The organism is Nocardiopsis sp. ATB16-24, from assembly GCF_030271535.1.
In the GTDB taxonomy this organism is placed as follows: Bacteria; Actinomycetota; Actinomycetes; order Streptosporangiales; family Streptosporangiaceae; genus Nocardiopsis.
Map to the genome: position 1 here is coordinate 111,617 of NZ_JASCXJ010000011.1, position 26,253 is coordinate 137,869.

A 26,253-nucleotide genomic window follows, 5' to 3' on the forward strand; every position below is an offset into this window, starting at 1 on the left:
GGCATTCCTCTTGGCCACCGATGTCATCGGCCGTGTGCGGACATCCCTTCGCCGGCGTTATCCGGATCAGGTTCGACGGGTGTCATCTCAGCCCGGATCAGCAGATCCCGGGCACCCCGTGTCACTGGAGCACAAGGTAGCCCATGAGCGCGGCCCCCGGCCACCGGGGTGCGGTCCGGTGCACGTTCACACTCCGTGGGAAGGCGCGGGCTTCGACCTTGGAGTAGGCCCTGACCTGGGTCTTCGCGGCAGGGCGGGTTCACCCGAGCCCGGGGGTTCGTGGTGCTCGACGGTCCAGCCCGTTCCCAAGGCCGCTCTTCGGAGCAGGGCAACCCACCCCGAAGACGGGTGACGTCGCAGGGGTCGAGCGCGTCCGTGTGCCTCGTTCGGAAAGCGGGGGGACCACGGGAGAAGGAGACTCCCCTCGACCTGGCGGCGAACCCTGTTCCAGGGCCGTTCTCGACACCAAAAGTGGTCCTGGAACGGGGGCGGCGGAGGTGTCACCGACGTGCCACGTGGAGGCGGTCGCGTCTTCGGCGGGTACCGGCCGAAGACCGAACTCCCTGCCCGAGGGTGGTGGGCGAGCCGGCGAAGAGCACAGAAGTACCCGAGACCCTCACACGGGGGACGGGGCCCTCGTTCCATAGCCTTCAATTGTTCCGATAAGTGGGATACTGTTCCACGCTCAGATGGCAAGGCGCCACTCGCCACCCCACCCCCTCGACCGCGCGCCCATGACCCCCTCGGCCCACTTTCGCCCGTACTCGCTGCTCGAAAGCGGGTGCCGCCAACAGAACGCCCCGCGCAACCTTCGGCACGGACAGTGGTCTTCGCACCAGGGCATTGACGACGCAGACACCAAAACCTACGATAACCGGAACGCTGTCCCGGTAAGAGGAATACACGCTTCTACGTGGACGGCAACACACGAACCAGAGTGAGGGGTCCGGCAGTGACGAAGTTCGACCCACTGATCCGCGGCGCCGACATCACGCTCCCGCCCCCCAAGGCCTCTCGAGCCGTATGCGCGCAACAGGACTCAGAGTCCGCACAGGCCCGCCTCCCCTTCACGGGGTCCGCCACGGGGACGGCCGCACGGCGCACACCGACGCGCGGTCGGGCCGTCCGTGGAGACGGGGCCGTGGCGGAGGAGCCCTCGATCGGCCACCCACTCCGCTTCCAGGAAGGGAGCTCCCGGTGACGAGCCACGCCACACCGACGGACCGACCCTTCAGGGTCGGCCTGGTCACCCCCAGCGCCAACCCCTCCTTCGAGAACGAGGTCATCGACCTCCTTCCCCTTGGCATGGCGGCACATACGGCGCGGCTGCCCGAACACATCGGACTGGACCTGCGCGCCCGACTGGAGTCCTATGTCGATGACCTGCCCGACACCGTGCGCGGGTTCGGCGCCCTTCCCCTGCGCAGGGTGTTCGTCGGCTGCACCGGCTCCTCCTACGGTCTGGGTCCCGGAGGGGACGCCCGCTGGTCGGCCGAGGCCTCGGCGATCACCGGCGTGCCCGTGACCACGGCGGCCGGGGCGGTGAAGTCGCTGCTGACCGCCCTGTCCCGTACCCGGCTGCTGTTGGTCTCCCCCTATCCGGAGTGGCTCACCGCCATGTGCGTGGAGCACTGGAAGAACGAGGGCTTCTCCGTCGCGGCGGCGGATCGGCTTCGGGGCGAGGTCTCGGTGTACGAGCGCTCCCCCGCCGATGTCCACGAGGCCGTGACGCACGTGGCGGCGGGCTACCCCGAGGACGACGGCCGTACCGCGGTCGTGGTGACCGGTACCGGAGTCCGCTCCCTTTGCGCGCTGGACGCCGCCGTGTGGCGGACGGGGCTGCCCCTGCTCTCCTCCAACGTCGCGGTGGCGTGGGCCGCGGCGAACGCGGCCGGCCTGGGCGACGCGCTCTCGCAGTCGTCGAGCGCGGCACTGCGCCGCCTGCACACCCTCACCCGGAAAGGTCGCACATGAACCTGATGGATGTCGCCGTCATCGGCGCCGGACCGGTCGGCCTGGCGGCCACGCTGGCCCTGGCCCGGCAGGGTGCGCGGGTCGTCCTGCTGGAAGAGGGCGACGGGGGCGTGCGCACCGAGTGGAGAGGCTCCACGCTCCACCCCCCGACCCTGGAGATCCTCTCCGAGCTCGACCTGGCCCGCCCGGTCGTGGACGGAGCGGTCCGTGTGGAGCGCGTCCAGTACCGCGACCTGGAACTTGCCGAGAAGGCCGAGTTCCACACCACTCTCCTGGAAGGGGCCACCCCGTTCCCCTACCGGCTGCAGTTCGAGCAGTACAAGATGGTGCGCCTCCTCCATGAGGCGGTGGCGGCACAGCCCTCGGTCGACGTTCGGTTCCGTCACCGGGTGGAGGACGTGCGGCAGGAGGACGGCCACGTCGCGCTGGAGGCCGAGACCTCGGGCGGCCGCAGGACGGTGCGGGCGCGCTGGGCGGTCGCGGCCGACGGCAGCCACAGTCGAACACGCCGTCTTTTGGACATCGCGTTCGACGGGACCAGCCACACCGCGCCGAGTCTGGTCATGGCCACCCCGGTGGATCTGGCCGAACACGTCCCCGACCTGGCCCCGGTCAGTTACTGGAGCGGGCCCCACGGCCGGCTGTCGATGATCCGCACCCCCGACGTCTGGCGGATCGCGATGACCGTCGAACCCGACACGGGGCCCGAATCAGCGGTCGAGGACAGCGGTCGAGACCCCAGGGTGGCACGGGCGCTACGCCCCCTACTGGGTGGACGGAGCCTTCCGCTCCTCCAGCACCAGACCTACCGCAGCCATCAGCGCGTGGCCTCCCGCTTCCAGCGGGGGCGGGTGTTCCTGGTCGGCGACGCCGCCCACATCAGCGCCACGACCGGCGGCATGGGCCTCAACTCGGGGATACACGACGCCTGGTACCTGGCACGTCGCCTGGCCCCGCACCTGGACGCGGACCCCGCCCACATCGGCGACTACGAGCGCGTGCGGCGCGAGGTCGCACTCCGTGTGGTGCAACCGGCCACCGACGACAACCGCAGACAAGGCGACCTGTACATGCCCGAGGAGCGCCGTGAGCGACTCCGGAAGCTGAGGGCCCAGGCCGACGATCCGCAGGCCCACCGCTCCTTCGTCGAACGCATGAGCATGCTCGACGCCGTCCCCCGACCCGTCGTTTGATCGGCACACCCTGGAGTTTCCGTTGTCCCTGGTCCACTCGCCCATCACCGGTACCGTCCTCGCGGAGGTCGCCGACACCACCCCCGTGGGGGTGGACGAGGCCCTGAACGCCGCGGTGGCGGCCTTCCCCGCCTGGCGGGCGACCTCGCCCACCGAACGCGGTCGACTACTCCACGAGGTCGCCCGACGTATGCGAGGACACGTCCAGGAGGTCGCGGAGCTGGAGAGCCGGATGACCGGCAAACGGATCGCCGACACCCGGCGTGAGGCCGAACGCGCCGCGGCCTGCTTCGAGTACTACGCCGGGTACGCCGACAAGGTGACCGGGACGGTGATCCCCGTTCCGAGGGAACACCGGGTCCACACCGAACGGGAGCCCCACGGCGTCGTGGTGGGCATCGTCCCCTGGAACGTCCCCTACTTCTTCGCGGCCAAGAAGATCGCCCCCGCGCTGGCGTTCGGCAACACCGTCGTGCTCAAGCCAGCGGCCGAAACGCCGCTGACCGCCCAGTTCCTGGCACGGATCCTCCGTGAGGCGGGCCTACCCGAGGGCGTGGCCCAGGTCGTGCCCGGAGGGGCGGAGACGGGCCGCCTGTTGGTCGCCGATCCCCGCACGGACCTGGTCGTCTTCACCGGCTCCGACCAGGCCGGAGCCCACGTCGGCGCGGCCGCGGCCGGACACTTCGTGCCCTCGGTCCTGGAACTGGGAGGCAAGTCGCCCCAGCTCGTCTTCGACGACGCCGACATGGACGCCGCCCTGGAAGGGGTGGTGGAGGGGGTGGTGGGCTCCTGCGGCCAGATGTGCGTGGCGGGCTCACGCGTCTACGTCCAGGAGCGGATCTACCGGGAGTTCACCGAGCGCCTGCGAGAGCGCGTCGAGCGACTGCGGGTCGGCGACCCGACCAAGGAGGGGACCGACGTGGGCCCCCAGGTGACCAGGGCGCAGGCCGACAAGACCCTCGCCCACATCGCCGACGCCCGGGAACGGGGAGGCACCGTCCTGGCACAGTCCGACCTTCCCCGGGATCCCGCGCTCTCGGGAGGCTATTACGTCCCCCCGACCCTGTTCGAGAACCTTTCCCACGACGCCCCCGCGGTCCGGGAGGAGATCTTCGGTCCGGTCGCGGCGGTCTTCCCCTTCGGCGATGAGGAGGAGGCACTCCGGCTGGCGCACGAGAGCGACTTCGGGCTGGCCGCCGGAGTGTGGACCAACGACCTGGGCCGGGCCCATCGCATGGCCGCCGAACTGCGGGTGGGCACCGTGTGGGTCAACACCTACCGGGTGCTGTCCGACCTGGTCCCCTTCGGCGGCGTGGGGCGATCCGGCTACGGGCGGGAGAACGGCGCCGAGGCGGTCAACGTCTACACCTGGTCCAAGAGCGTCTGGATCGCCACCGAGCCCGGACTGCCCGCCGCCTACCGAGGAAAGAACACGGCATGAGCGGAACCGGAGAATTCACGCGCACGGAACTGTTCTGGGACGGGGCCTGGCGACGACCGCGAAGCACACGGCGGCTCGACCTGGTCTCCCCCTCCACCGAGGCCCTCCTGGGAAGTGTGCCCGACGCAGACGAGGAGGACGTGGACGCCGCGGTGCGGTCGGCCCGGACCGCTCTGGCCCCCGGGTCGGAGTGGACCCGCCTGCCGCAGGCGGACCGCGCCGAGGCCATCGAGCGCCTGGCCTTGGCGTTGCAGGCCCGCGACCAGCCGATCAAGGAACTGCTCGCGCATGAGATCGGCCGCCCCCTCCACACTCCGCCACGGCCCAACCGGGCGGCGGAGATCCTCCGCTACTACGCCACCTTGGCGCGCACCCGGGAGGTCGAACGCACCCGCCCCTCCCCCGACCCGCGACCGGCGGGAGCGGTCCGCTCCAGCAGGGTGCGGTACGAACCCGTGGGGGTGACCGCCGCGATCGTCCCCTACAACGGCACTTTGGAGATGGGGCTGTACAAGGTCGGCCCGGCTCTGGCCACCGGCGGGTCCGTGGTGTTCAAACCCTCCCCCCAGGCGCCGCTGGAGGCCTACCACCTGGCCGAGGCGGCCGTGGAGGCGGGGATCCCCCCGGGCGTGATCAACGTCGTCACCGGTGGAGCCCGCGCGGGTCGCGCCCTGGTGGAGCATCCGGGGACCGACCTGGTCGCCTTCACCGGCTCCACGCCGACCGGCCGAATGATCGCCGAGTCCTGTGGCCGGGCGCTCAAACCCGTGGTCCTGGAACTCGGTGGTAAATCCGCCGCCCTCGTCCTGGAGGACGCGGACCTGGACCACTTCTCCCGCATGGTCCCCTACCTGTGCTTCACCTTCGCCGGGCAGAACTGCTTCATCCACAGTCGGATCCTGGCCCCCCGTTCCCGCTACGACGAGGTCGTGGACGCGGTGGTCACCGCGGCGCGCTCCATCACCGTCGGCGACCCCTTCGATCCGGACACCCGCATGGGCCCGCTCATCAGCGCCGAGCACCGCGATCGCGTGGAGGACATGATCCGGACCGGCACCGCGGAGGGCGCCGTCGTCGCCACGGGAGGAGGACGCCCCGGGCACCTGTCCCGTGGCTGGTACCTGGAGCCCACCGTCTTCGCCCACGCCGACAACCACATGTCCATCAGCCGTGAAGAGGTGTTCGGTCCGGTCACCGCGGTCATCCCCTACGAGGACGAGGAGGAGGCCGTGGAACTGGCCAACGACTCCGAGTACGGGCTGGCCGGTTCGGTGTGGACGGCCGACCCGGCCCGGGGCGAGGCGCTCGCCGCCCGGATCGACAGCGGCTCCGTCGGAGTCAACACCTACGGCTTCAACAGCGCGGCGCCTTTGTGCGGGCGGCGCGCGAGCGGGCTCGGTGGCGAACTGGGACCGGAGTCCCTGCACGTCTACACCCGTTACCAATCCCTGCACTTGACCGACAGCGACCGGGCCACGGCCCCCGCATGAGGAGGAGGACGGCAGTGAGGCACACACCCGCCGCCACACCGGTGGACGCCGGGCGCGGCTTCATCGGAACGATGACGGCCCTGCCCGCCTATGACGACGAGAGCTACCTGGACTTCGTCGAGGGTCTACGTGGTTTCGCCCTACGCAAGGTCACGCCCGTGGCCGCCTCCCAGGTCCGGAGGGAGGCCGAACGGCGAGGTTCGCCTCAGGGCATCGAGGAGCTGCGGGCCCTGAGCGATCCCCTTCCGGCCGTGGCGGCCCGCAACCGTCTCCTGCGCAGTACGCAGGGCATGAACTGGGAGCGGGTCCTGGAGTCCTACCAGACCCGGCGCGAGGAGTTGGAGGCCGAGCTCGCCCGCTATGAGGACCAGGGCCCGGCACGCCTGGAACTGGACCCGGACTTCGTCTATCCGGAGTACTACGACTCCGTCCACTACCACCGCCAACCCGGCGGTTACCACGCCGACGCCCTGGCGGGGTACATCTACCACTACGGCACCAAGGTCTTCCACATCGGCGGCAACGACCACGACGAGTCGAAGATCGCCAACGCCGCCGCGGTCGCGGAGCCGGCCGACGGCCGTGTCTCACGGGTGCTGGACGTGGCCTGTGCCATCGGCAGCACGACCGTGGCCTTCAAGGATCGCTGGCCCGAGGCCGAGGTGTGGGGGGTGGAGGCCTCCGCGCCACTGCTGCGCTACGCCCACGCACGGGCCGTGCGGCTCGGCGCCGAGGTGACCTTCTCCCAAAGGCTCGCGGAAGACCTGCGCCTTCCCGACGCGCACTTCGACGTCGTCTACATGTCGACCCTGTTGCACGAGATGCCGGTCGAGGAAGGTCGTCGGGCCCTGCGCGAGGCGCACAGGGTCCTACGCCCGGGCGGGGTCCTGGAGATCCGGGACATGCAACAGGCCTCGTCGCCGATCGACCCCTGGGCCGACTACAGCCGCGACTTCGACTCGCGGTTCAACACCGAGCCCTACGCCTACCCCTTCGTCCATTCGAACGTGAGCGCGTTCCTCAAGGAGCTCTTCACCGAAGTGGACATCACCCCCGGCCACATGACGATCTGGAGGTGCACGCCTTGAGCACGCACACCCGAACCGAAGACGACCCCCGGGACAAGACCACCCCCGGCGTGGGCGACACCTGGAAGGTCTCCTATCCCGAACCGCTGGGCGCGCTCCTTCCGGACGGGGTCAACGACCAGTTGCTCCACATCAGCGTCGGCCTGGCCGCCGAACTGTGGGTGGTGCGGCGCAGACTGGCCGCGTTGGAGGACCAACTGGTGGACTCGGGTGCGGTCACCAGCCCCGACCAGGTGCGCCACGAGCCCGATGACGTCATCGGCACCCCCGAACGGGACGCGTTCATCGCGCGCGTCTTCGGTGCGTTGATCACACCCGTGGATCGATGAGTTCCTCGTCGTGGCGCCGAGGCCCGGTCCGGGCCGGACCGATCCTCGGTGCCACGGTCATCGTCGCCGACCCGGAGTCGGCCCGAACCGAGATCGCGCCGGCCCTGGGCTGGCCCTCCCCGGAGGAGGGCCCCCCGCTCTCGGTGGCGGAGGCCGAACGTTGGGGGACCCCCACGCTGGCCGGCGCCCCGACCCGGATCCTTCGCCCTTCCTCCGGTGAGGGGGGCTGGATCAGGGTGCTGGCCGGTGGCTCGGGGACTCCGGTTCCCCCGCCCCTGGCCACGGTGGGCTGGCGTGCTCTGGAACTGATGGTCCGGGACGCCGAGGCCGCCGTGGAGAGGGCGAAGGAACAAGGGTTCCGCGTACTGGGACGACCACGCCGTTTGGGGAACGACGGCTCGCTTCCGTTGACCGCAGGGCAAGTCATGAGTCGAGACGGTGTCATTCTTTATCTGACACAAGTCCTCAAACCAATCGACGGCTTTTCCCTCCCTCGCCTTCAAGGGGATGTCGACGGTATTTTCATAGCGGTCCTCGGGGCCCGGGACCTGGTGGCGACACGGGCCTTTTTGGAGGAGCGGATCCGCCTCTTTCGGGCCAGCGACAGGTCGTCCCCGGTCGGTGTGGTCAACGAGGTCCTCGGCCTGGCGAAGGACACCGCGCATCGACTCAGCAGTCTCCAGCTTGAGGGCTCTCACCTGGTAGAAGTCGATCAGGTGCCTCACCTGGGGTCGGCTCCCCCACCCCCGGGTGGGCCACCCTCACGAGGGGTGGCGGTGGTGGCCATGGAGGCCGACGTACGGCACGCCCACACGCTGCGCACCCCCGAGGGGGCGCTGGTCGATCTCATTCCACGAGTAACTTCAGAATATCATCCATAACCCTTCGGTTACTTTCAGGCGACTTTTTCCGCCTGTTTTTGTCGTGCGATCCTCCATCCTTAAAAGATCCCGGATGCGAGAAGAAAATCCTTGACTAGAGGTGTGACGTACTGCATGCTCCCATCCAAGGATAGAAACAGCGTTCCACTGAGAGGTACGGGTAGCTGCGATGTTGAGACGTAGACTAGGAGCCATCGGGGCGGCGACCGCCCTCCTTGCAGTGGCCGCGTGTGGCGGCGGAGCCGACAACGGCGACACCGCCGAAGGAGCGCCCGGAGGCACTCTCCGCGTCGCCGTACCCGACCTTCCCCCGGGTCAGGGGAACCCCTTCACCGCGGTCGGATCACCCAGCGTCTACACCTGGGCGGCGATCTTCGACTCCCTGACGGTGATCACGGCCGAAGGCGAGACCGATCCGGCCCTGGCCACCGAGTGGGAGAACGTCGACGAGACCACCTGGCGCTTCACCCTTCGCGAGGACGTCACCTTCTCCAACGGGGAATCCTTCGACGCCGAGGCCGTCGCCGCGACCGTGGACTACCTCCTCAGCGAGGAGGGCTCGACCACGGTCGTGGGCGGTGAGTTGAGCACCCTGGCCTCGGCCGAGGTCGAGGACGAGCACAGCGTCGTGATCACCACGGACGAACCCGACCCCATCCTGCCCACGCGCATCAGCGTCATGCCCATCGTGGCCCCCCAGGCGTGGGAGGAACTCGGCCCTGAGGGTTTTGCCACCGAACCGGTGGGCACGGGCCCCTTCAGCGTCGACTCCCTCACCCAGAACGAGGTCAACCTCAGCGCCTACGAGGACTCCTGGCGTGCCCCCGAGGTCGACTCCCTCAGCATCACCCGGTTGGCGGAGGTCACCCCCCGCACCCAGGCGCTCCAGTCCGGCCAGGTCGACCTGGCCATCCGCGTCGCACCCGACCAGATCGCCTCCCTGAGCGACGCCGGTTTCCAGATCGAGACCGCGCCCGCGCAGATCATGTCCCTGGCCTTCCGTCAGGTCGACGAGGACAGCCCCATCGCCGACCCCCGGGTGCGCATCGCCCTCAACCACGCGGTGGACCGCGAGGCCATGGTCGAGTCACTGCTCGGCGGAGAGGGCGGTGTCCCGACACAGGGCACCAGCGCCACCACCTTCGGGCACAACCCCGACCTGCCCGGATTCGAGTACGACCCGGATCTGGCCCGTGAACTGCTGGCCGAGGCCGGCTACGAGGACGGCATGGAGCTGACCTCCCAGATCGTCGTCGGCAGCTTCGCCGCCGACTCCGAGATCTACCAGTCCGCCGCCGCGAACCTGGCCGAGGTCGGCGTCGACCTGCACCTGGAACAGGTGAGCTTCGCCGAGTGGCTGGAGCGGTACCAGACCGACAACTGGGACCTGGACATGTTCGGACTGTCCTGGAACGCCGCGCCCATCCTCGACGCCAGCCGCCCCTACACCATCTTCTCCTGCCTCAAGCCGTCCGCGTTCTTCTGCGACGAAGAGGTCGCCGACCTGATCGGACAGGCCGACACCGAGTTCGACCCCGCCGCCCGGGAAGGCCTGTTGCAGGAGGTCGCCGCACGCATGCAGGAGAACCCGCCCTCCCTGCTCCTGGTGGAACAGGCCGACATCAACGCCACCAGCCCGCAGCTCCAGGGCTACGTGGACGAGAACCGACTCATCCGCTACGAGGACATCACCGTCCAGTAATCCCCATGTTCGAAGGGCCTGTCCATGGTTGACGTGCGAACCTCACCCCGAAGTCCCGGGGTCGAACTCGCCCTGTCGATGGCACGTAACGCGGCCGTACGGCTGTTGCAGGTGGCGATTCTCCTCTGGGTCATCTCCACGGCGCTCTTCTTCCTCCTGCGCCTGTCAGGAGACCCCGCGCACACCATGGCGGGGGAGAACGCCTCACCGGAGATGATCGAGCAGATCCGTGTCCAGTACGGACTCAACGGTACGTTCATCGAGCAGTACCAGGCCTTCGTCGGCCAGATGCTCGTGCTCGATTTCGGCGCCTCGCTCTCCACCGGGCGCGACGCCATGGAACTGGTCCTCGAACAACTTCCCCCGACGCTCTTCCTGGCGGTGGCCGCCATCGCGATCAACATCGTGGTGGCGCTCCCGCTGGGAGGGTGGCTGGGAACCCGTCCCGAGACCGGTGCCAAGCGGTTCACCGGCGTCCTGGTCGCCATCGTCCAGGGCGTGCCCGGGTACGTGATCGGTCTGGTGTTGATCCAGATCTTCGCGGTCTCCCTCGGGATACTGCCCTCCGTGACGGGAGGAGGAGCCGGTTCCGTCCTCCTCCCGGCACTGACGTTGGCCAGTTTCCAGGTTCCCAAACTGGTGCGCGTGGTCGCCTCCAGTGTGGCCGAGTCCATGGAACAGGACTACGTCCGTACCGCGCTGGCCAACGGTGCCACGCCCTCCGAGGTGCTGTTCCGGCACGCGATGCCCAACGCACTGCTGGCCACGACGGCCCTCATCGGCGCACAGTTCGCCTTCCTGCTCTCAGGCTCGCTCATCACCGAGTACCTGTTCAACTGGCCGGGTCTTGGCCTGCTCCTGGTCAACTCCGTGACGCGGCTGGACTTTCCCGTGGTGCAGGCCGCCGTGTTCGTGATCGCCCTGTTGGTGTTCGTGGTCAACACCGTCATGGACCTGCTCTTCCAGGTCGCCGACCCCAGGTTGAGAAGAAGGTGATCGAGCCAGTGACCGAACTCCGACAAGAGCGGCCCGCCCCGCGCGGACCCCTGTTCGCCAGACGGCGGACCTCCTCGACGCCGGCGGCGCTGTGGATCGGCGCGACCATCGCCGTGCTCATGCTCCTCACCACCCTCGTGACCCTCTTCCTTCCCCTGGACGGGGCCCAGACGACCGACCTGGCCGCACGTCTGTCTCCGCCCGGCTCCGAACATCCCCTGGGGACCGACCAGCTCGGCCGGGACATGGCCGCACGCCTGCTCAGCGGGTTCGCCTGGTCCCTGGGCATCGGTGCGGTCGCCACTCTCCTGGCCATGCTGATCGGCGTCGTGATCGGGATCCTGGGCGGCTGGTACCCGGGGATCGTCCGGGCCGTCCTGAACAGGGTCATCGACATCGGGATCTCCTTTCCGTTCCTGGTCGTGGCGGTCACCGTCGTGGCGGTGGTCGGTCGGGGCTTTTGGCCACTGGCACTCACCCTCGGCGCGGTCTCCTGGCCCACCGTGGCGCGCGTGGTCTACGCCGAGACCCTCAGCCTGCGCGAGCGCGAATTCATCGTCGCGGCGAAGTTGATCGGCGTGCGCGGACCGTGGTCGATCCTGACCCACCTGCTGCCCGCGCTACGGCCCACGCTCCAGGTGATCGCGGCCTTCACCTTCGCGGACCTCCTCGTCGCCGAGAGCGGTCTCTCCTTCCTCGGACTCGGGGCTCCTCTGGGCGACGCTACCTGGGGGAACATGCTGGCCGACAGCCGCGCCTTCCTGGCGTCGGCGCCGTGGATGATGCTCGCCCCCGCCACCGTGATCGTTCTGGCCGTGCTGGCGGCCAACCTTCTGGGCGATGGCCTCAGCGCCCGGGACCGCCTCAGAAACAAAAGGGGTACAACGGCATGACCTCCACACAGCACACCCCGGCTCTGCGGACGGAAGACCTGCGTGTGTCCTTCCCCGGGCCCGAAGGGCCGGTCGAAGTGGTCCGAGGGGTGTCCTTGGAAATCGGCCGCGGCGAACGCGTCGCGATCGTCGGCGAATCCGGATCCGGCAAGACCATGATGGGTCTGAGCATGCTCGGCATCGCCCCGGACCAGGCCCAGGTGAGCGGACGCGTCCTCGTCGGCGGTACCGACATGGTCACCGCCTCCCCCGCGACACTGCGCCGCATGCGCGGCGGGGCCGTCTCCATGGTCTTCCAGGACGCGCTCAGCTCCCTCAACCCTGTGCGCACGATCGGCTCCCAGCTGACCGAATCGGTGCGCCGACACAACGGCGTGTCCCGGCGGGCCGCCCGCGAGCGGGTGCTGGAGGTACTCGACGCCGTGGGCGTCCCCGCACCCACCGAACGCTTCGGGGCCTATCCGCACCAGCTCTCCGGCGGGCTCAGGCAACGGGCCATGATCGCCCTGGCCCTGGTCAACTCGCCCCTGCTGGTCATCGCCGACGAACCGACCACCGCCCTGGACGCGACCATCCAGGCACAGGTCCTCGACGTACTCCGCTCCGGGCTCAGCGGGGCGGCCCTGCTGCTCATCACACACGACCTGGCGGTGGCCGCGCGCGTGTGCGACCGGGTCAGCGTGGTCTACGCGGGCCGGGTCGTGGAGTACGGCCCGGTGGAGGAACTCCTCCACGACCCGCGTCATCCCTACACCCTCGGCCTCATCGGTGCCGTCCCCCGTTTCGATCCCGGCAGAGCCGACCTGCGGCCCATTCCCGGGAATCCGCCCACGCCGGGCAGCGGTGGGCACGGCTGCTGGTTCGCCCCACGTTGCGACTTCGTCCAGGACGACTGCCTCACCCGCGATCCGACGCTGTCAGAGCGCACACGAGCCGCGTGCTGGCACCCCAGGGAAGGAGTTTCGGCATGAGCCCGGACGCACCACCGCGACTGTTGGCCGCACAGGACGTCAGCGTCACCTTCGGTAGTGGAAGGCGCAGACTCCACGCCGTGGACGGGATCTCCCTGTCCCTGTCCCGAGGCCAGACCCTCGCCGTGGTGGGGGAATCGGGTTCGGGCAAGTCCACCTTGGCCTTCGCCCTGATGCGGGCTCGCAGACCCGACTCCGGCCGGATCCTCTTCGAGGGCGCGGACATCACGCGTGCGCGAGGAGGTTCACTGCGATCCTTCCGTCGCCGTGTCCAGATGGTGTTCCAGGACCCCTACTCCAGCCTCGATCCGAGGATGAGCGTGGAACGGATCATCGCCGAACCGCTCCGCGCCCACGGGGTGGGGTCCAAGGAACAGATCCGAGAACGTGTGCTGCAGCTGCTCACCCTGGTCGGTCTGGGCCCCGAGGTGCGGATGAGGCGTCCCTCCCAGTTCTCCGGAGGCCAGCGCCAGCGCATCGCGATCGCCCGGGCCATGGCGCTGGACCCGGACGTCCTCATCGCCGACGAACCGGTCTCCGCCTTGGACGTGTCGATCCAGGCGCAGATCGTCAACCTGTTGGGAGAACTGCGCCGAGAACGAGGCATCGCCTCGCTGATCATCTCCCACGACATGGCGCTGGTGTACCACCTGGCGGACCGGGTCGCCGTGATGTACCTGGGCCGGGTCGTGGAGGAGGCCGACTGTGACGACCTGGTCTCCTCCCCCCAGCACCCGTACACCGCGGCCCTGCTCTCGGCCACCCCGACCCTGGGAGAGGCCTCCCGAAGAGAGCGCATCGTCCTGCGCGGCAGTCCCCCTTCGGCCCTGGACCGGCCCACCGGGTGCTCCTTCCACCCGCGCTGTCCCATCGCGGTGGACCGATGCCGCGTCGAGACGCCGCCGCTGGCCGAGCTCGGAAACGGACGAAAGGTCGCCTGCTTCTTCCCCGGGGAACTGCCCGGCCCCCAACTGATCGAACACACGACCCTGAGGAGTTCACCTTGATGGACCGCCCGTTCATCGAGTTCATGCAGGTGCAGAGACTGCCCTGGACCGGTGAGGCGGCGCTGGGCCCCGGAGTCCGCGACGGGGCGCGTATCCGTCTGCTGAGCGTCGACCCGTCCGACGGCGGGTGCAGCCTGATGATCCAGTACCCGCCCGGGTGGCGGCGTGACCGAAGCGAAGTGCTCACCGCCGACGAGGAGTTCTTCGTCGTCTCGGGCACGCTGACCATCGGCGACCAGGTCTACGGCCGGTACGGATACGGACACCTTCCGGCCGGACACCACCGACACGGCATGTCCTCCTCCGAAGGGGCCGTCGTCCTGACCTTCTTCTCCGCCCACCCCGAGAGCAGGGAGGCCTCCTCCCACGCCGCCGGTTGGCAGGAGGAGCGCCTGGTCGCCCACGTCGACGCCCTGGCCGGAGAGTGGGGAGGCAACTTCCACCCCCAGTTCCCCCCGGGAGCCGGCCGCAAGTGGCTGCGCCGCGACCCCGTGACGGGAGACGACACGTGGATCCTGGGCACCATGCCGATCCGATCCGGCCGTCGCGCCGAGAAACACCCCGTGGTGGAGGAGATGTACCTGCTCTCGGGGGAGCTCCACGGTCACCTCGGGGTCATGCGGCCCGGTGCCTACTTCTGGCGCCCACCGGAGGAGTGGCACGGGCCCTTCGGATCCCTGACCGGAAACGTGTTGCTCTTTCGCACGGTCGGCGGTCCGCTGACCACCGAGTACCGAGAAGAGGAGACGGAGTTCTCCTGGTTCCCCCCGGACCGCCCGATCCTGCCCCCCGAGCTGGACTCGCTCCCGCAGTGGAGCGGCTGCTCGTGCACCGCCTACTGAAGACCGCCCGCAACCGTTGAGAGGAGAAGACGTGAAAGACGTCGAAGAGGGCCTGACGCTGGACGAGCGCTCGGCCGTGGACTTCGTCGCGGGCCTGCGCGGGCAATGGGCCAGGAGCGTGTACCCGGCCCTCGTCGCCGAGGCCGGGGAGGCGGGCGCCCGCGCGGGAGATATCGCCGAGGCCTCCGAACTGCTGCGCTCCCTGCGCCTGTACCCATGGTTCTCCTACCTGGAGCGACAGCAGCAGAAGATGATGTGGCGGGCGGCCGGGGACACGGTCCTGCGCCGGCGGGAGGAGCTGGTGACCGCGCTGTCGGCACCGGCCGACAAGGGCTCCGCCGTCCTCGAGCTCGACCCCGACCTGGAGCTTCCCTCCTGGTACACCGACGTGGACATCCACATCCAGCCCGGTTCCTTCCACGCCGACGACGCCTCCGCCTTCATCTACGAGTTGGGCGCGCGGGTGGTGATGCTGCGCGACAACGACGGCTACAAGTTCCACCGTCTGTTCTGCGAAACAGCGCTTCCCGACATCGCCGGGGCCACCCGCGTGGTGGACGTCGGCTGCGGTTTCGGCAAGAGCACCCGGCCCCTGCCGGCGCGTTACCCGGGCGCGGAGGTGGTGGGGATCGACCTGTCCGAGCCCAACCTGAAGCTGGCCCGCGCCGAGGCCGACGCCGAGGAGCTGCCGATCCGTTTCCGTCAGGCCCTGGGTTCTCGGACCGGACTCGAAGCGGGATCGGTCGACGTGGTGACCGGAACGATGGTCCTGCACGAGATGCCCCGCGAGGAGATCGAGGCGACCCTGCGGGAGGCCGCACGGCTGCTCCGCCCCGGAGGTGTGCTGCGCTTCCTGGAGTTCTGGCCCACCGGCGACCACCTGCGGGACGCGACCGTCTACGAGCACGCCGAACGCAACAACGAACCCTATTTCCGAGACCTGTTCGCCACGGACACGGCCTCGGTGTGCGCCGAGCTCGGCTTGGTGGGACACGCGTGGGTCCCCTTCGACGAGCGCGACGCCGGGCTGACCCCGCAGGGGCGCGAGCCTCGACCGGAGTGGCACTTCCCCTGGGCGGTGCTGTGCGCGACCAAGCCGACGGACGTCGAAGGAGGCGGCGGTGAGTGAATTCCGTTATCTGGGCCCCGAAGAGACCGACACGGTCGTGTCACTGGTGTGGCAGCTGGCCCAGGAGCTGCACGTGACCAGGCAGCGCCTCCTGGTCCTGGAGGACGTCCTGGCCGAGTCGGGGGTGCTGGGACCCGACGCGGTGGAGGAGCACACTCCGAAAAGCGCGACCCGCGTGCGACTGGCCCAGGACACCGAGCAGCTCCTCGGCCGCCTCGTCCGCGTCCTGACCGAGACCGACGACCACCGTGCGCCCATGCGTGAACAGTTCCTCTCGCAACTGGCACAGGCCGAGGACTGAGGGAGGGGCCCACCTCCCGTTCGCGCCCCCGTGCGGTCCGGCGTCCGTAGGGCCGCACGGGAACACCGGCAGACCGGTGGCCCCGTACGGGGAACGATCCACGCGAACGCGCGGTTCGGGCCCCTCGGGGGCTGCGGTGGAAGAAACCCGACGCTGAGGACACCCGTTCTCCGGAGAGGTCCGCCGGCTCCCTCGGATCGTGAATGACCGAGCCGGCAAGGGGAAGGGGCTTTTCGGCCATGATGTGGGCCTGATTCCACAGGAGCACGGGCAGCGGTGGCGCGAGGGTCGCCCTGGGCGAGCACCGTCCAAAGAACCGCCGTTCTCGTTCCCCTACATAGGGTAATGTTCTGCTCAAAGGAACAGCACGGTGCCCGGCTGTGTCAGCCACGTCGGCCACGAGGACCGAGACCTGAACCTTGCGCCAGGTAGGTCGATCGTTCCTGTGAAGAGAACGGAACACTGGCGGGACATCGTCGGCGGCGTCATCTACGGAGAATGGAGCCCGGTGTGGCACACGAGGTCGCGACAGCATCCTTCTCGGGTTCGGAGAGCAAGAAGGGACCCTCGTCTCCCACAAGCGGCTCCGGCCTGGAACGTGCCCTGCGGGTCATCAACACCGTCGCGGAGAGCCGGGCGCCGGGCGTGGGGGTGTCCGCCCTCGCCCGGGAGACCGGCCTTCCCAAGGCGGTCGCCCACCGTATCCTGAAGTCCCTGGTAGCACTGGAGTTCCTGACCTTCGACGAGAACACCAAGCTCTACAGCCTGGGTCCGGGAGCACTCGTCGTGGGCCTGGCCGCACTGCGTCAACTCGACGTGCCCGCGATCGCCAAACCCCACCTGCAACGACTGGTCGCGGAGACGGGCGAGACGGCGACCCTCTCCATCCTGCAAGGGTGGACCCGCCTGTACATCGACCAGAACCTCTCCCCCCAAGAGGTGCGCATGTCGGTGAAGATCGGAGAACCTTACAGCCTGCACGCCGGCTCCTCCTCCAAGGCGATCCTGGCGGCGCTGCCCGAGGCCAAGGTTCGGGAGTACCTGAAGCACCACGCCCTGGAACAGCTGACCGACGCCACGATCATCGACCCGGACGAACTGCTGGCGGAGATCCGCGTCATCCGCGAACGCGGTTACGCCATCAGCCGGGGAGAACGCCAGGCCGACGCGGGAAGCGTCGCGTGCGCCGTCCGCCGGCTTGACGGGGACGTCTTCGGCGCCATCTCGGTGTGCGGCCCCGTCATGCGCTTCGACAGCGCGGCGCAACGGCGGTTCGGTCTCCTGGTCAAAGAGGTCGCCGAGCACATCTCGGCCTCCATCGGCTACAACGCCTGATCGGGGTGAGGCGGGCGGAAGGTCTTGGAGCGGTGGGGCGGGAGCGTGCTCTCGTTCCGACTTCCTGGTTCTCGGCCCTCTGTAGAACGTTCGTGGGCCGGAGCGATCACGCCCGGCCCACGACGGCAAGGTATCAAGAGCCGCTCAAAGGAGCGGTGTGCACACCGAGGTCAAGGATGCTCTTTTCAGATCGGACTCAGCCGAGGGGCGTCTCGTCGACCTGAATGTCGAAATTGACGTCGGAACCCTCCACCGACGTCGTGGTGACGGTCACGCCGTAGGTCTCTCCGTCCATGAAAAGCTCACAGTAGATGGAAGCGTCCACCTCGGCCGGAAGGTCCTCTTCGCAGATGAAGCTCTCAGGGACCAGGCCGACCTCCTGCTCCAGGACGGCGGACGCCTGACGGGCGACCTCCTCGCTGTCGACGGCGGAACCGCCGACACTGAATTCGAACGAACATCCCGTCGCCAGAAGCACCGCCAGCGCTCCCAGGGTCGCTCCCAGCACAGCCCGGTCCTTCGTCATTCGCCGCATCCCGGCCTCCTTTTCCTCGGTTACCGCACATGGGACGCGAAGGAGGCCCGTTCCGTTCCCCAACGGCGACACCGAGATTCGGGAGCCGACCCGGGACGCTTCCCGTGAAGACCAGAAGGTCACGGCAGACCGTTGTCCGACTTCACCGCACCACGGGCGGTCAGGGCGAGCCCTGGCGTGAGGTGTCCGCGGCCTTCGAGAACTGGTGGCCGAACGCACCGAGCGTGCCGCCTCCTGAGCAGGCAGGTGCTGCTCCCGGGCACGCGGGCAAAGCACGGGTGGGAGCAGCCCAGAGAGATGGCTGGTGCTGATACGACCAATGAGACCTCTGGGGTCGATGCCCCGATGGGGGCGGCGTGCGTCCGGCCGCGCCTCGCCCCCACCGGGCGTGGGTCCGTGGAGCTCAGACCTGGTTCATGCCGCCGTCGACGTACAGGCTCGAACCGGTGGTGAAGCTGCTCTGTCCGGAGGCGAGAAAGGCCACGGCGGCCGCGGTCTCCTCGGGTCGTCCGAGCCGGCCCATCGGCACCTGCGCGGCCAGCTGCCGTTTGAAGTCGTCGACCTGCCCGGCGTCGGAAGCAGGCCCCGACAGTCCTGGGGTGTCGGTCGGGCCGGGGGTGACGGTGTTGACCCGGATGCCACGTCCCTTGAGTTCGTTGGCCCAGGTCCGGGCGAACGACCTGACGGCGGCCTTGGCCGCCGCGTACGCGCCGAACGCCTCCACGCCGACGTCCGCGTTGGTGGAGCCGTTCAGGATCACCGAGGCTCCGTCGTTGAGCAGCGGCAACGCCTTTTGAACGGTGAACAGCGTGCCCCGAACGTTGATGCCGAAGAGGGTGTCGAAGTGCTTCTCGGTGCTCTGTGCAAGTGTCGCGAGCTCGATGACGGCGGCGTTCGCGAACAGCACATCCAGTCCGTGTCCCCGATCGCGGACCGCCTGGTAGACGCGGTCCAGGTCGGCCGGCTTCGAGATGTCGCCGATCATCGCGGTGGCCGCTGGGCCGATCGCTTCGGCGGCTGCTTCGATTTCGGCCTTGCGTCGACCGGTGATGAACACGTGTGCGCCCTCGGCCGCCAGGCGTAAGGCACTGGCCAGGCCGATTCCGCTGCTTCCACCGGTGACCAGGGCGGTTTTGCCTTCGAGCAGTCCCATGTCCACAATCCCTGTCCTTTTCTGTATCGATCGCTACAGAATCAGAACAGTAGCACTTCTGTATCAACCAGTACAGAAGAGGTAGGGTGGGGGCATGAGGACCAGGCAGAGCGGCCGCACCGGCCGGCCCAGAGGATTCGACACCGAGGAGGCCTTGGAGCGCGCCATGCTGGTCTTCTGGGAGCACGGCTACGAGGGAGCCAGCCTGGCCGACCTGACCAGCGCGATGGGCATCTCCGCCACCAGCATGTACGCGGCCTTCGGCAACAAGGAGGAGCTGTTCCGCAAGGCCCTGGAGCGCTACAGCGATGGTCCGGGCTCGTACCTGGTCCGGGCACTGGAGGAGCCGACCGCCCTCGGCGTCGCCACCGCGATCCTGAACGGCACCGTCCGTACCACCACCCGCCCTGCCCATCCCCACGGGTGCATGGGCGTCCAGGGCGCGCTGACCACCGGTGATTCCGGGCGCGAGGTCCGCGACCTCCTCGCCGCCTGGCGCAACAACGGCTGCTCACGCGTGCGGGAACGGTTCCAGCGGGCCGTCGACGACGGCGACCTGCCTTCCCAGGCCGACCCGGGGCTGCTGGCCCGCTACGTCACCACCTTGTCGTTCGGCATCGCCGTGCAGGCCGCGAGCGGGGTCGGGCGCGACGAACTCCAGGAGGTGGCCGACGCCGCCCTGCGCGACTGGCCGCTCCACTGAGGGGCGGCCCTCAGCGGTGGAGGGCGGCGGGGGGGGCGGTCCCGTCCCGATCCCCTCGGTTCGGGCCCACGGCGTAGAAGCAGATGATGACCGGTACTGGCATGCCCATGAGCCCCGGACTCTACGCCCCTTCCGCGGCCAAAAAGCGGCTGAAAACCGACCGTGGAAGGGGGTCTCGTCAGGGCAACAGCAGCGCTGGCCGCGTCCACCGGCTTGTTCGGCGGGCATACGGCGTCCTGCTGTCAGCCCATACCGTCCTTGTCGAGGAAATGTTGGACCAGGTTCCTGCGCAAGTCCTCCTGGGTCTCGGAGCTGCCGGTTTCGGGACCGCGTTCCCGCCGAACTTCACCGATTACTTCGGTCTCCACTACGATCCCGTTCACGACCGTCTGCGTCACACCAAGGACAACGTCAAAGGCTCTATGAGAGAGGCCTGGCGGACGCGCCGAGCTCACAGTGGGCGGTTTCTGATCCATACCGAGAACGAGAGGCGACCGCCCATGAAGAATTCGACTCCTCTGGTGTTGGCCGCCTTGTCCATTATCGCAACCCTTCCCATTTCCGCCTGCGAGTCGCCCATTGCCCGAACAGGCGAAGATCAGACCGCTGAATCCCCGGTTCCGAGCGAGCAGGTGACTAAACTCTGGTTGAAGGTCACTGTTGACGCCCATGTACTCCAAGAGATGTTCGCCAGGGATGATGACGGCTCTGTCATGGAGAACATCAGGAACTACTACGACGAGCGGAGAGAGTTCGAAGAAGCCGAGGGTATCGCTCCATTCGATGGCATGGAGATACTGATGGGATCCGGCGCCGTCATCGAGACCGAGGGCGGGTATCGCGTGACCGTGGACCCCCAAGAATGGGACACCGGAAGCAGCACCGGCATCCAGGGAAGCGAAGTCCACCAAGCAATACTGCACTCCCTTGAGGTGAACGAAGTGGACTGGTGCGGTGAGATGAAGGGGTACGAGTTCTCGGACCTCTACGTTGATTCCTACTGGGGAGCGTTCGACACCCGGGAGGAGTACGTCGCGAGCATCGAGGGATACGTTTCCTGCGGTTCGGGGAAATGAGCCCCATGGCCGGCGCCCCGGCGCATGGCGGACGCAACGCGCCGCCATGTCGTCCGAGTGTTCTGTTTCGGTACGTCAACGCGCCCGTATGATCCCGTTCCCGGAGTCTTCGGACCCTCGACAGTATTTACAGCGACCTCAGGGACAAGAAATGGCCCGACTCCGAGAACGAACTGGGGTCCAAGGTCATCGGCGACTTCAGTCGTTTCAACTCGGCAGGACTCGAGGACCTGGCGAGACACCACCACACGACCGGCGCAACGGAAAAGCAAGAGAAGATGAGCCTGAGAGGCCTGGCGGCAGCCGCTGTTTGTATGACACTCATCGTGTCGGCCTGTTCTCCCTCACATGGGAGAGCTCGCACGGTCCACGAGGTCGCTGACGGCGAGGTACCGGCACCGGAGGCGGTCACCTCCGTGAGCGAGGTCGGCTGGGAGTGGCGGCCTGATGAGGAAGAGACCGCCTTGGCCGTGCACACCCAGAGCCGGGGAGCCGTGATCGAACTGGAGGACGGGCTGGTCGGCCTCCAGGGCGATACGGGAGACGAACTGTGGAGATACCAGATTCCCGAGGCGGCAGGACTCTCCACCTCCTTCTCACCCTCCGGAGAGCACGCCCTGGTGGCGGCCTCGGACGAACCAGCCATCCTGTTGGACACCTCGACCGGGGCGGTGGTGGCAGAGGACATCAACTGGGACGGTGAGGCCCACCTCCTGGACCACACACGCCTGATCCACCGCCAAGGCGAAGCGACGGAGGCTCTCTTCACGGTAAGTGACCTGGAGTCCGGGGAGACCCTCTGGCGGAAGGAAACCCCCGAGACCTGTTCCGGAGGCGGTCCCTCCTGGCTGGTCTCCAGGCTGCTCCACAGTGAGGCGATCGTCCTACTGCTCCACTGTTCGGAGAACACGTCTCAGGAGGCGCTCCGTGCCCCAGAACCCGACACCGTCAACGCCCTGGTCGCACTGAGCCCGAGCGACGGACGGGAGTTGTGGCGGCAGGAGTCCGCGGACTCCGAGGGCAGGGGGCTGGCAAGCGCGCTGATGCTCCAGGGCACCCTGGCGGCCGACTTTCCGGGAGAGGAAGGATGGCTGATCATCGACCCCGTCGACGGCACACTCATCGCCGAGTCGCCGAAACCGGTCCTTGAGGTCGGCGAGGACACCTACCTCGCGGGCCTCGACCCTTGGGCCGAGGACCCGGCCCACGAACTCCGGACGTTCGACGGCGAGGTGGCCGCATCGGTCACGCTCTCCGACGATCGGTGGGCCGGGGACACCCCCAAGACCGCTATCGGCCTGCCTGAGCAGTTGGTCAGTGTCGACATGGAGCGTGGCTCGCCCGAGGACACGGTCAACGCCGTGGTGACCCCTTGGGACGGGGGCAGGGACGACGTCATCAGCGGGACCACCACAGGTACGGCGAGCCGCATCGATCCCGGCAGGCTGCTTGCCGTCCCGGGGGCCGTGCTCGTCTACGTCCCGGTGGACCATGCGGCGGGTATCGATTCAGTGGAGCACGTGGTGGCACTTCGTTGACCTCGTGTATTCAGCGGGCTCTGGAGGAATTGAGGGGAAGCGAGAGAAGGGAGCCACTGGGCTGTGAGGACTCGAGTGTGGAGATCGGATTCACAGAAAGGGACAGAAGCATCTTTCTGGCGAAGGTCACTACACCTTGGGACCTCCCCCTGACAGCGCATAGCGATAGGAAGCGCATCATCGGCCATGCCGGAACCCTGGCCCTTTATGCCTGCGCGAACAGGACCGAGCTCACCACCACCCTGACCTACGTGCTACCCTCCAGCACCGCCGACGAGTGGCGCGACCGCGCCTCACGGAAGACTTGTGCCGGCCCTCGTAGGTCCTCCCGGCTCGGTTCGTCACTGCCTGCGAGATCAAGGCCCGCGGCCTGCTCGGGGCCGCCGTGGGTGCCTACGGCGACTCCGAGCAGGCCCTGATCCTGAAGGTGGCCAATGGGCTCGGAGCCGGGCAGACAGCGGTCTTCGATCGCCGGTTCTGCGACTACGGCCTGTCCGAGCGGGTCGGGTCGACGGCACCGAGGAGATCATGCGGGCCGGAGCCCGGTTCCCGCTCAAGCTCAGGGAACCCCTGCCCGACGAGTCATGGATCGAGCCTCTGAACAGCCCCAGCGGACGCGCCGAGCTCATGACAGGGGTTTCCTGATTCTGGTTCCGAAAGGATGGTTGATCGTCCGTGAAGAAGGCTCCGCCAACGCTGGCCGCCGTCTCCGCTGCTGTTCTTGTGCTTGTCTCCGCATGCACTTTTCCTGAAGGGTCATCGAGCGGAGGCGACTCCCCAGCCTTCGAGACTCCGAACGAGCGGGTGACAGGACTCTGGGTGTCGGGAACCGTGGACGTCCATGTCATCCAGGAGATGTTCGCCCGGGATACCGATGGATCCGTCATGGAGAACATCGAGAACTACTACGAGGAGCGCAGGGAGGTCGAGGAGGCCGAAGGCGTCGAACCGTTCGATGGCCTGGGGGTGCTCCTGGACTCCGGTGTCCTCGTGGGAACCGAGGAGGGCTATCACGTGGTGACCGACTGGGATGAGTGGGACACCGGAGGTTCCGGGCCAGGGGAAGCTGAGGTCCTCCAAGCGATGAGGCATGTCCTTGAAGTGAACACAGTGGACTGGTGCGGCGAGATGAAGGGGTATGAGTTCTCGGATCTCTACGTTGATTCCTACTGGGGAGCGTTCGACACCAGGGAGGAGTACGTCGCGAGCATCCAGGGATACGTCTCCTGCGGCTCGGGGGAATGAACCCTAGGAGCAGCGCACCGACGCGTGGTAGGCGTAACGCGACACCCAGTCGTCCGGGCGTTCTGGTCCGGTGCGCCAACATGCTCGCATGGCCTCGTTCTGTAACCTCAGCCCCGCGCGAATGGCAAGCAGGTGGAGGAGGGCGACGAGAGTGCCCGAGCTCTGCGTCTGCCCTTCAGTATTCAGACCACGAGCTGTGGTCAGGGGCACCCACTCATCAAGGCCCTCGTCGAACTCCGTCGAGTCCCTGAACAGTTCGATGTTCCGCCCCACGGCCACCTGAGAAAGGCTGCGAATCGTACGGAAAGAAGTCGGGGGTGACGGCTATGTCAGCTTTCCGGAGCTGACACGGCCATCGTGGTGTACGGACTGGGTTCTTCAGAGCAGGTTCGCGGTGAGGTGGTGGGCCAGGGCACCCCGGTCTGGGCGGCCAGGGTGCGGCGCCCAGATGCCAGGCCATGCGGCTCAACCGGCTGGGTTTGCGATGCCTGTGCGGATGTTCGGGGCGGCGGTCCTCCCCGGTGTGCCGGCGAACCCCACCCAAGGACATGTACGGCGTCGACAATGTCCCTGGGGTGGGGGTTCGCCGACGTTCGACCCTGTCAACAGCCGTACTTCCTCGTCCAGTACGGAGCACCGAGCCCGGCCAGGTGTGGAGTTCCATGGAACACAACTGACCGCATCCGGCCACGGAGAACACCGTGCACGTCGCCCAGAGTCATGCCGCGCTCAGCACAGCGGAGAGAATATTCTCGACTATGCGAAAGCGAGTCCCATGCGCCTGACATTCCTGGGAACCGACAGCGAAGGCGGCAAGTGCCCCACCCTCTACCAGACCGACCGGGGGACCATCGTGGTTCAGGGCTACAAGGTGACCGACGATGAAGCCCTCGGAGACGTCCGCGACCTGGCGGAGAACGAGACTCTGGTGGAGATCCCCCGTGAACTCCTGCGTTACGCCGACGAGGACTCCTGATGGGCCGCTTCCTGAGCGAGGAGGAGTTCTCCCAACAGTTCACCGACTTCGAACACAGCGCCTGGAAGCTGGAGGTCCGAGACCGCTACAACGTCCCGGAAGAGGCCGAGACCATCCGCCGCTTCCTGACCGACGGCGACCTCGGCCGCGGTGAGGACCACGCGCGCACCTCTCCCTGGCACCGCAACGTCACCGCCACCACCCACCAGGGCAAGATCTGGCAGCGCGTCCGCGTCGTCTCCGAACCTCTGAGCGACTACATCGCCTGGGAACACGCCGTCACCCGCTTCAACATCGAGGCGGGCGAGGACATCCGCTGGCTCCCCCGACACCACCCGACGGCGAGAGAACTCCCCGACCTGGACTTCTGGCTGTTCGACGAATCCTGGGCCTGCGTTCTGCACTTCGACGCCGACGATGTCCCTCAAAAATTGGAACGCCTCGGCGAGCCCGAGGAGATCGCCCGTCTCCTCCGGTGGCGTGATCTCGCCTGGGAACATGCGATCCCGCACCGCGAATTCACCCCTCGGGGCTCTGGGCGGTTCAATACCTAGGTGTCCCACAGCATCGAACGGGCTCGGCGAGATCTGGGCAGGAGACTCCGCGAGGTGCGCCGGTCGGCGGGGTTGACCGGCGTGCGTCTCGCGGAGCTGTTGTCGTGGAGCCAGCCCAAGGTCTCCAAGATCGAGACGGGCCGACAGTCTCCGACCGCGGCGGAGATCACCGCATGGGCCCGTGCCTGCGGCCGTGCTCACACGGCATCCGAACTCATCGACAGGTTGCACGACCTGGAGTCGATGTGGGTGGAGTGGAAGGACCAACTGCACGGCGGTCTGGGCGGCATCCAGTCCCGCATGGCGGTGGAGGAGAAACACGTCCGGCTCTTCCGGGTCTATGAGCCGATGATCGTTCCGGGACTCCTGCAGACCCCTGGGTACGCACGGGCGGTCCTTGAGGCGGCCGACCGCAAGAACGTCGTCTCCTGTGACATCGAGGGAGCCGTCGAACAGCGGATGCGCCAGCAGGAGATCCTCTACCAGCGGGACAAGAGGTTCCGTTTCGTCATCAGTGAGGCCGCAGTGCGCCATACGCGAGGCGACCGGGAGACGATGGCGGCCCAGATCGACCGGCTCATCACTGTTTCCACGCTTTCCACTGTTTCTTTGGGGATCATTCCCTTTGACTCTTCCCCTCCTTATCTCCCCCTGCATGGGTTCTGGATTCACGATGACGATTCCGTGGTGGTAGAAACCGTGTCAGCAGAACTGACCCTGACACACCGAAGTGAAATCGACCAATATGCCCATGTCTTCACCATGGCATCGTCGGGAGCCAGATTTCGGGGAGAGGCCAGGCAGGTGCTCCGACGTGCCGCCGAGACCATGGACGAGTAGAGTTCCTTCACCGGCCAGCCCGACAGCGCCTTGTTCTATTCCTGTTTATTCTCCTCCCTCG

25 protein-coding genes and 1 riboswitch are annotated in these 26,253 nt (G+C 67.7%); of the genes, 23 read left to right on the plus strand and 2 right to left on the minus strand.

The features are described from left to right. Positions 1-26: 26 nt before the first annotated feature. A riboswitch (TPP riboswitch) is annotated at positions 27-129 on the minus strand. Positions 130-1,197: 1,068 nt separating this feature from the next. The 16 genes from PFX91_RS13950 (at position 1,198) to PFX91_RS14025 (ending at position 17,572) form a co-directional block, all read left to right on the plus strand. Further along, positions 1,198-1,974, plus strand: a complete 777-nt coding sequence (locus PFX91_RS13950; RefSeq protein WP_285731953.1) for an aspartate racemase/maleate isomerase family protein — start codon at positions 1,198-1,200, stop codon at positions 1,972-1,974. Further along, a complete protein-coding gene (locus PFX91_RS13955) occupies positions 1,971-3,167 on the plus strand; it encodes an FAD-dependent oxidoreductase (RefSeq protein WP_285731954.1) in 1,197 nt (398 codons plus the stop codon). The genes PFX91_RS13950 and PFX91_RS13955 overlap by 4 nt, the downstream gene beginning before the upstream one ends. 22 nt (positions 3,168-3,189) lie before the next feature. Beyond that, on the plus strand, positions 3,190-4,608 hold the full coding sequence (locus tag PFX91_RS13960) for an aldehyde dehydrogenase family protein (RefSeq protein ID WP_285731955.1): 1,419 nt from the start codon (positions 3,190-3,192) through the stop codon (positions 4,606-4,608). Beyond that, positions 4,605-6,098 (plus strand): aldehyde dehydrogenase, encoded by a 1,494-nt coding sequence (locus PFX91_RS13965; protein ID WP_285731956.1) that lies wholly within the window; start codon positions 4,605-4,607, stop codon positions 6,096-6,098. Before PFX91_RS13960 ends, PFX91_RS13965 begins: the two co-directional genes overlap by 4 nt. Positions 6,099-6,112: 14 nt before the next feature. Further along, a complete protein-coding gene (locus PFX91_RS13970; RefSeq protein WP_285731957.1) occupies positions 6,113-7,186 on the plus strand; it encodes a class I SAM-dependent methyltransferase in 1,074 nt (357 codons plus the stop codon). Continuing rightward, entirely contained in the window at positions 7,183-7,515 is a 333-nt protein-coding gene (locus PFX91_RS13975) for a hypothetical protein (protein WP_285731958.1), read from the plus strand. The genes PFX91_RS13970 and PFX91_RS13975 overlap by 4 nt, the downstream gene beginning before the upstream one ends. Next, a complete protein-coding gene (locus PFX91_RS13980) occupies positions 7,512-8,396 on the plus strand; it encodes a VOC family protein (protein WP_285731959.1) in 885 nt (294 codons plus the stop codon). The genes PFX91_RS13975 and PFX91_RS13980 overlap by 4 nt, the downstream gene beginning before the upstream one ends. Before the next feature lie 169 nt (positions 8,397-8,565). Continuing rightward, a complete protein-coding gene (locus PFX91_RS13985; protein ID WP_285731960.1) occupies positions 8,566-10,098 on the plus strand; it encodes an ABC transporter substrate-binding protein in 1,533 nt (510 codons plus the stop codon). Between the two features lie 24 nt (positions 10,099-10,122). After that, positions 10,123-11,094 carry an ABC transporter permease gene (locus PFX91_RS13990; protein ID WP_285731961.1) on the plus strand — a complete coding sequence of 324 codons (972 nt, stop codon included), beginning with the start codon at positions 10,123-10,125 and terminating at the stop codon, positions 11,092-11,094. Positions 11,095-11,102: 8 nt separating this feature from the next. After that, the gene (locus PFX91_RS13995) at positions 11,103-11,987 is read left to right on the plus strand and encodes an ABC transporter permease (protein ID WP_285731962.1); all 885 of its coding nucleotides are present in this window, start codon (positions 11,103-11,105) and stop codon (positions 11,985-11,987) included. After that, entirely contained in the window at positions 11,984-12,958 is a 975-nt protein-coding gene (locus tag PFX91_RS14000; RefSeq protein ID WP_285731963.1) for an ABC transporter ATP-binding protein, read from the plus strand. Before PFX91_RS13995 ends, PFX91_RS14000 begins: the two co-directional genes overlap by 4 nt. Further along, positions 12,955-13,965 carry an ABC transporter ATP-binding protein gene (locus tag PFX91_RS14005; RefSeq protein WP_285731964.1) on the plus strand — a complete coding sequence of 337 codons (1,011 nt, stop codon included), beginning with the start codon at positions 12,955-12,957 and terminating at the stop codon, positions 13,963-13,965. The genes PFX91_RS14000 and PFX91_RS14005 overlap by 4 nt, the downstream gene beginning before the upstream one ends. After that, a complete protein-coding gene (locus PFX91_RS14010; protein ID WP_285731965.1) occupies positions 13,965-14,807 on the plus strand; it encodes a cupin domain-containing protein in 843 nt (280 codons plus the stop codon). The genes PFX91_RS14005 and PFX91_RS14010 overlap by 1 nt, the downstream gene beginning before the upstream one ends. A gap of 31 nt (positions 14,808-14,838) precedes the next feature. Further along, a complete protein-coding gene (locus tag PFX91_RS14015; protein WP_285731966.1) occupies positions 14,839-15,936 on the plus strand; it encodes a class I SAM-dependent methyltransferase in 1,098 nt (365 codons plus the stop codon). Then, positions 15,929-16,237: a hypothetical protein gene (locus PFX91_RS14020; RefSeq protein ID WP_285731967.1), complete on the plus strand. Its 309-nt coding sequence runs from the start codon at positions 15,929-15,931 to the stop codon at positions 16,235-16,237. Before PFX91_RS14015 ends, PFX91_RS14020 begins: the two co-directional genes overlap by 8 nt. Positions 16,238-16,747: 510 nt before the next feature. After that, a complete protein-coding gene (locus tag PFX91_RS14025) occupies positions 16,748-17,572 on the plus strand; it encodes an IclR family transcriptional regulator (RefSeq protein ID WP_285731968.1) in 825 nt (274 codons plus the stop codon). A 196-nt stretch (positions 17,573-17,768) separates the two neighbouring features. Here PFX91_RS14025 and PFX91_RS14030 read toward each other — a convergent pair whose 3' ends face one another. After that, positions 17,769-18,107, minus strand: a complete 339-nt coding sequence (locus PFX91_RS14030; protein ID WP_285731969.1) for a DUF4333 domain-containing protein — start codon at positions 18,105-18,107, stop codon at positions 17,769-17,771. 403 nt (positions 18,108-18,510) lie between these two features. Further along, positions 18,511-19,260, minus strand: coding sequence for an SDR family oxidoreductase (locus tag PFX91_RS14035; protein WP_285731970.1), 750 nt, complete (start codon positions 19,258-19,260; stop codon positions 18,511-18,513). Between the two features lie 94 nt (positions 19,261-19,354). On the opposite strand from PFX91_RS14035, the gene PFX91_RS14040 reads away from it, so the two are divergent. From PFX91_RS14040 to PFX91_RS14070, 7 genes are all read left to right on the plus strand, one after another. Beyond that, complete coding sequence (locus PFX91_RS14040; protein ID WP_285731971.1) at positions 19,355-19,963, plus strand: TetR/AcrR family transcriptional regulator; 609 nt, start codon at positions 19,355-19,357, stop codon at positions 19,961-19,963. 107 nt (positions 19,964-20,070) lie between these two features. Next, on the plus strand, positions 20,071-21,039 hold the full coding sequence (locus PFX91_RS14045) for a hypothetical protein (protein WP_285731972.1): 969 nt from the start codon (positions 20,071-20,073) through the stop codon (positions 21,037-21,039). Between the two features lie 416 nt (positions 21,040-21,455). Continuing rightward, positions 21,456-22,577, plus strand: coding sequence for a PQQ-binding-like beta-propeller repeat protein (locus PFX91_RS14050; RefSeq protein WP_285731973.1), 1,122 nt, complete (start codon positions 21,456-21,458; stop codon positions 22,575-22,577). A gap of 675 nt (positions 22,578-23,252) precedes the next feature. After that, positions 23,253-23,822 (plus strand): hypothetical protein, encoded by a 570-nt coding sequence (locus tag PFX91_RS14055; protein ID WP_285731974.1) that lies wholly within the window; start codon positions 23,253-23,255, stop codon positions 23,820-23,822. Between the two features lie 775 nt (positions 23,823-24,597). Then, positions 24,598-24,798 (plus strand): hypothetical protein, encoded by a 201-nt coding sequence (locus PFX91_RS14060; protein ID WP_285731975.1) that lies wholly within the window; start codon positions 24,598-24,600, stop codon positions 24,796-24,798. After that, complete coding sequence (locus PFX91_RS14065; RefSeq protein ID WP_285731976.1) at positions 24,798-25,352, plus strand: DUF6879 family protein; 555 nt, start codon at positions 24,798-24,800, stop codon at positions 25,350-25,352. The genes PFX91_RS14060 and PFX91_RS14065 overlap by 1 nt, the downstream gene beginning before the upstream one ends. Further along, the gene (locus PFX91_RS14070) at positions 25,353-26,192 is read left to right on the plus strand and encodes a helix-turn-helix domain-containing protein (RefSeq protein ID WP_285731977.1); all 840 of its coding nucleotides are present in this window, start codon (positions 25,353-25,355) and stop codon (positions 26,190-26,192) included. It abuts the gene before it with no gap. Positions 26,193-26,253 lie beyond the last annotated feature (61 nt).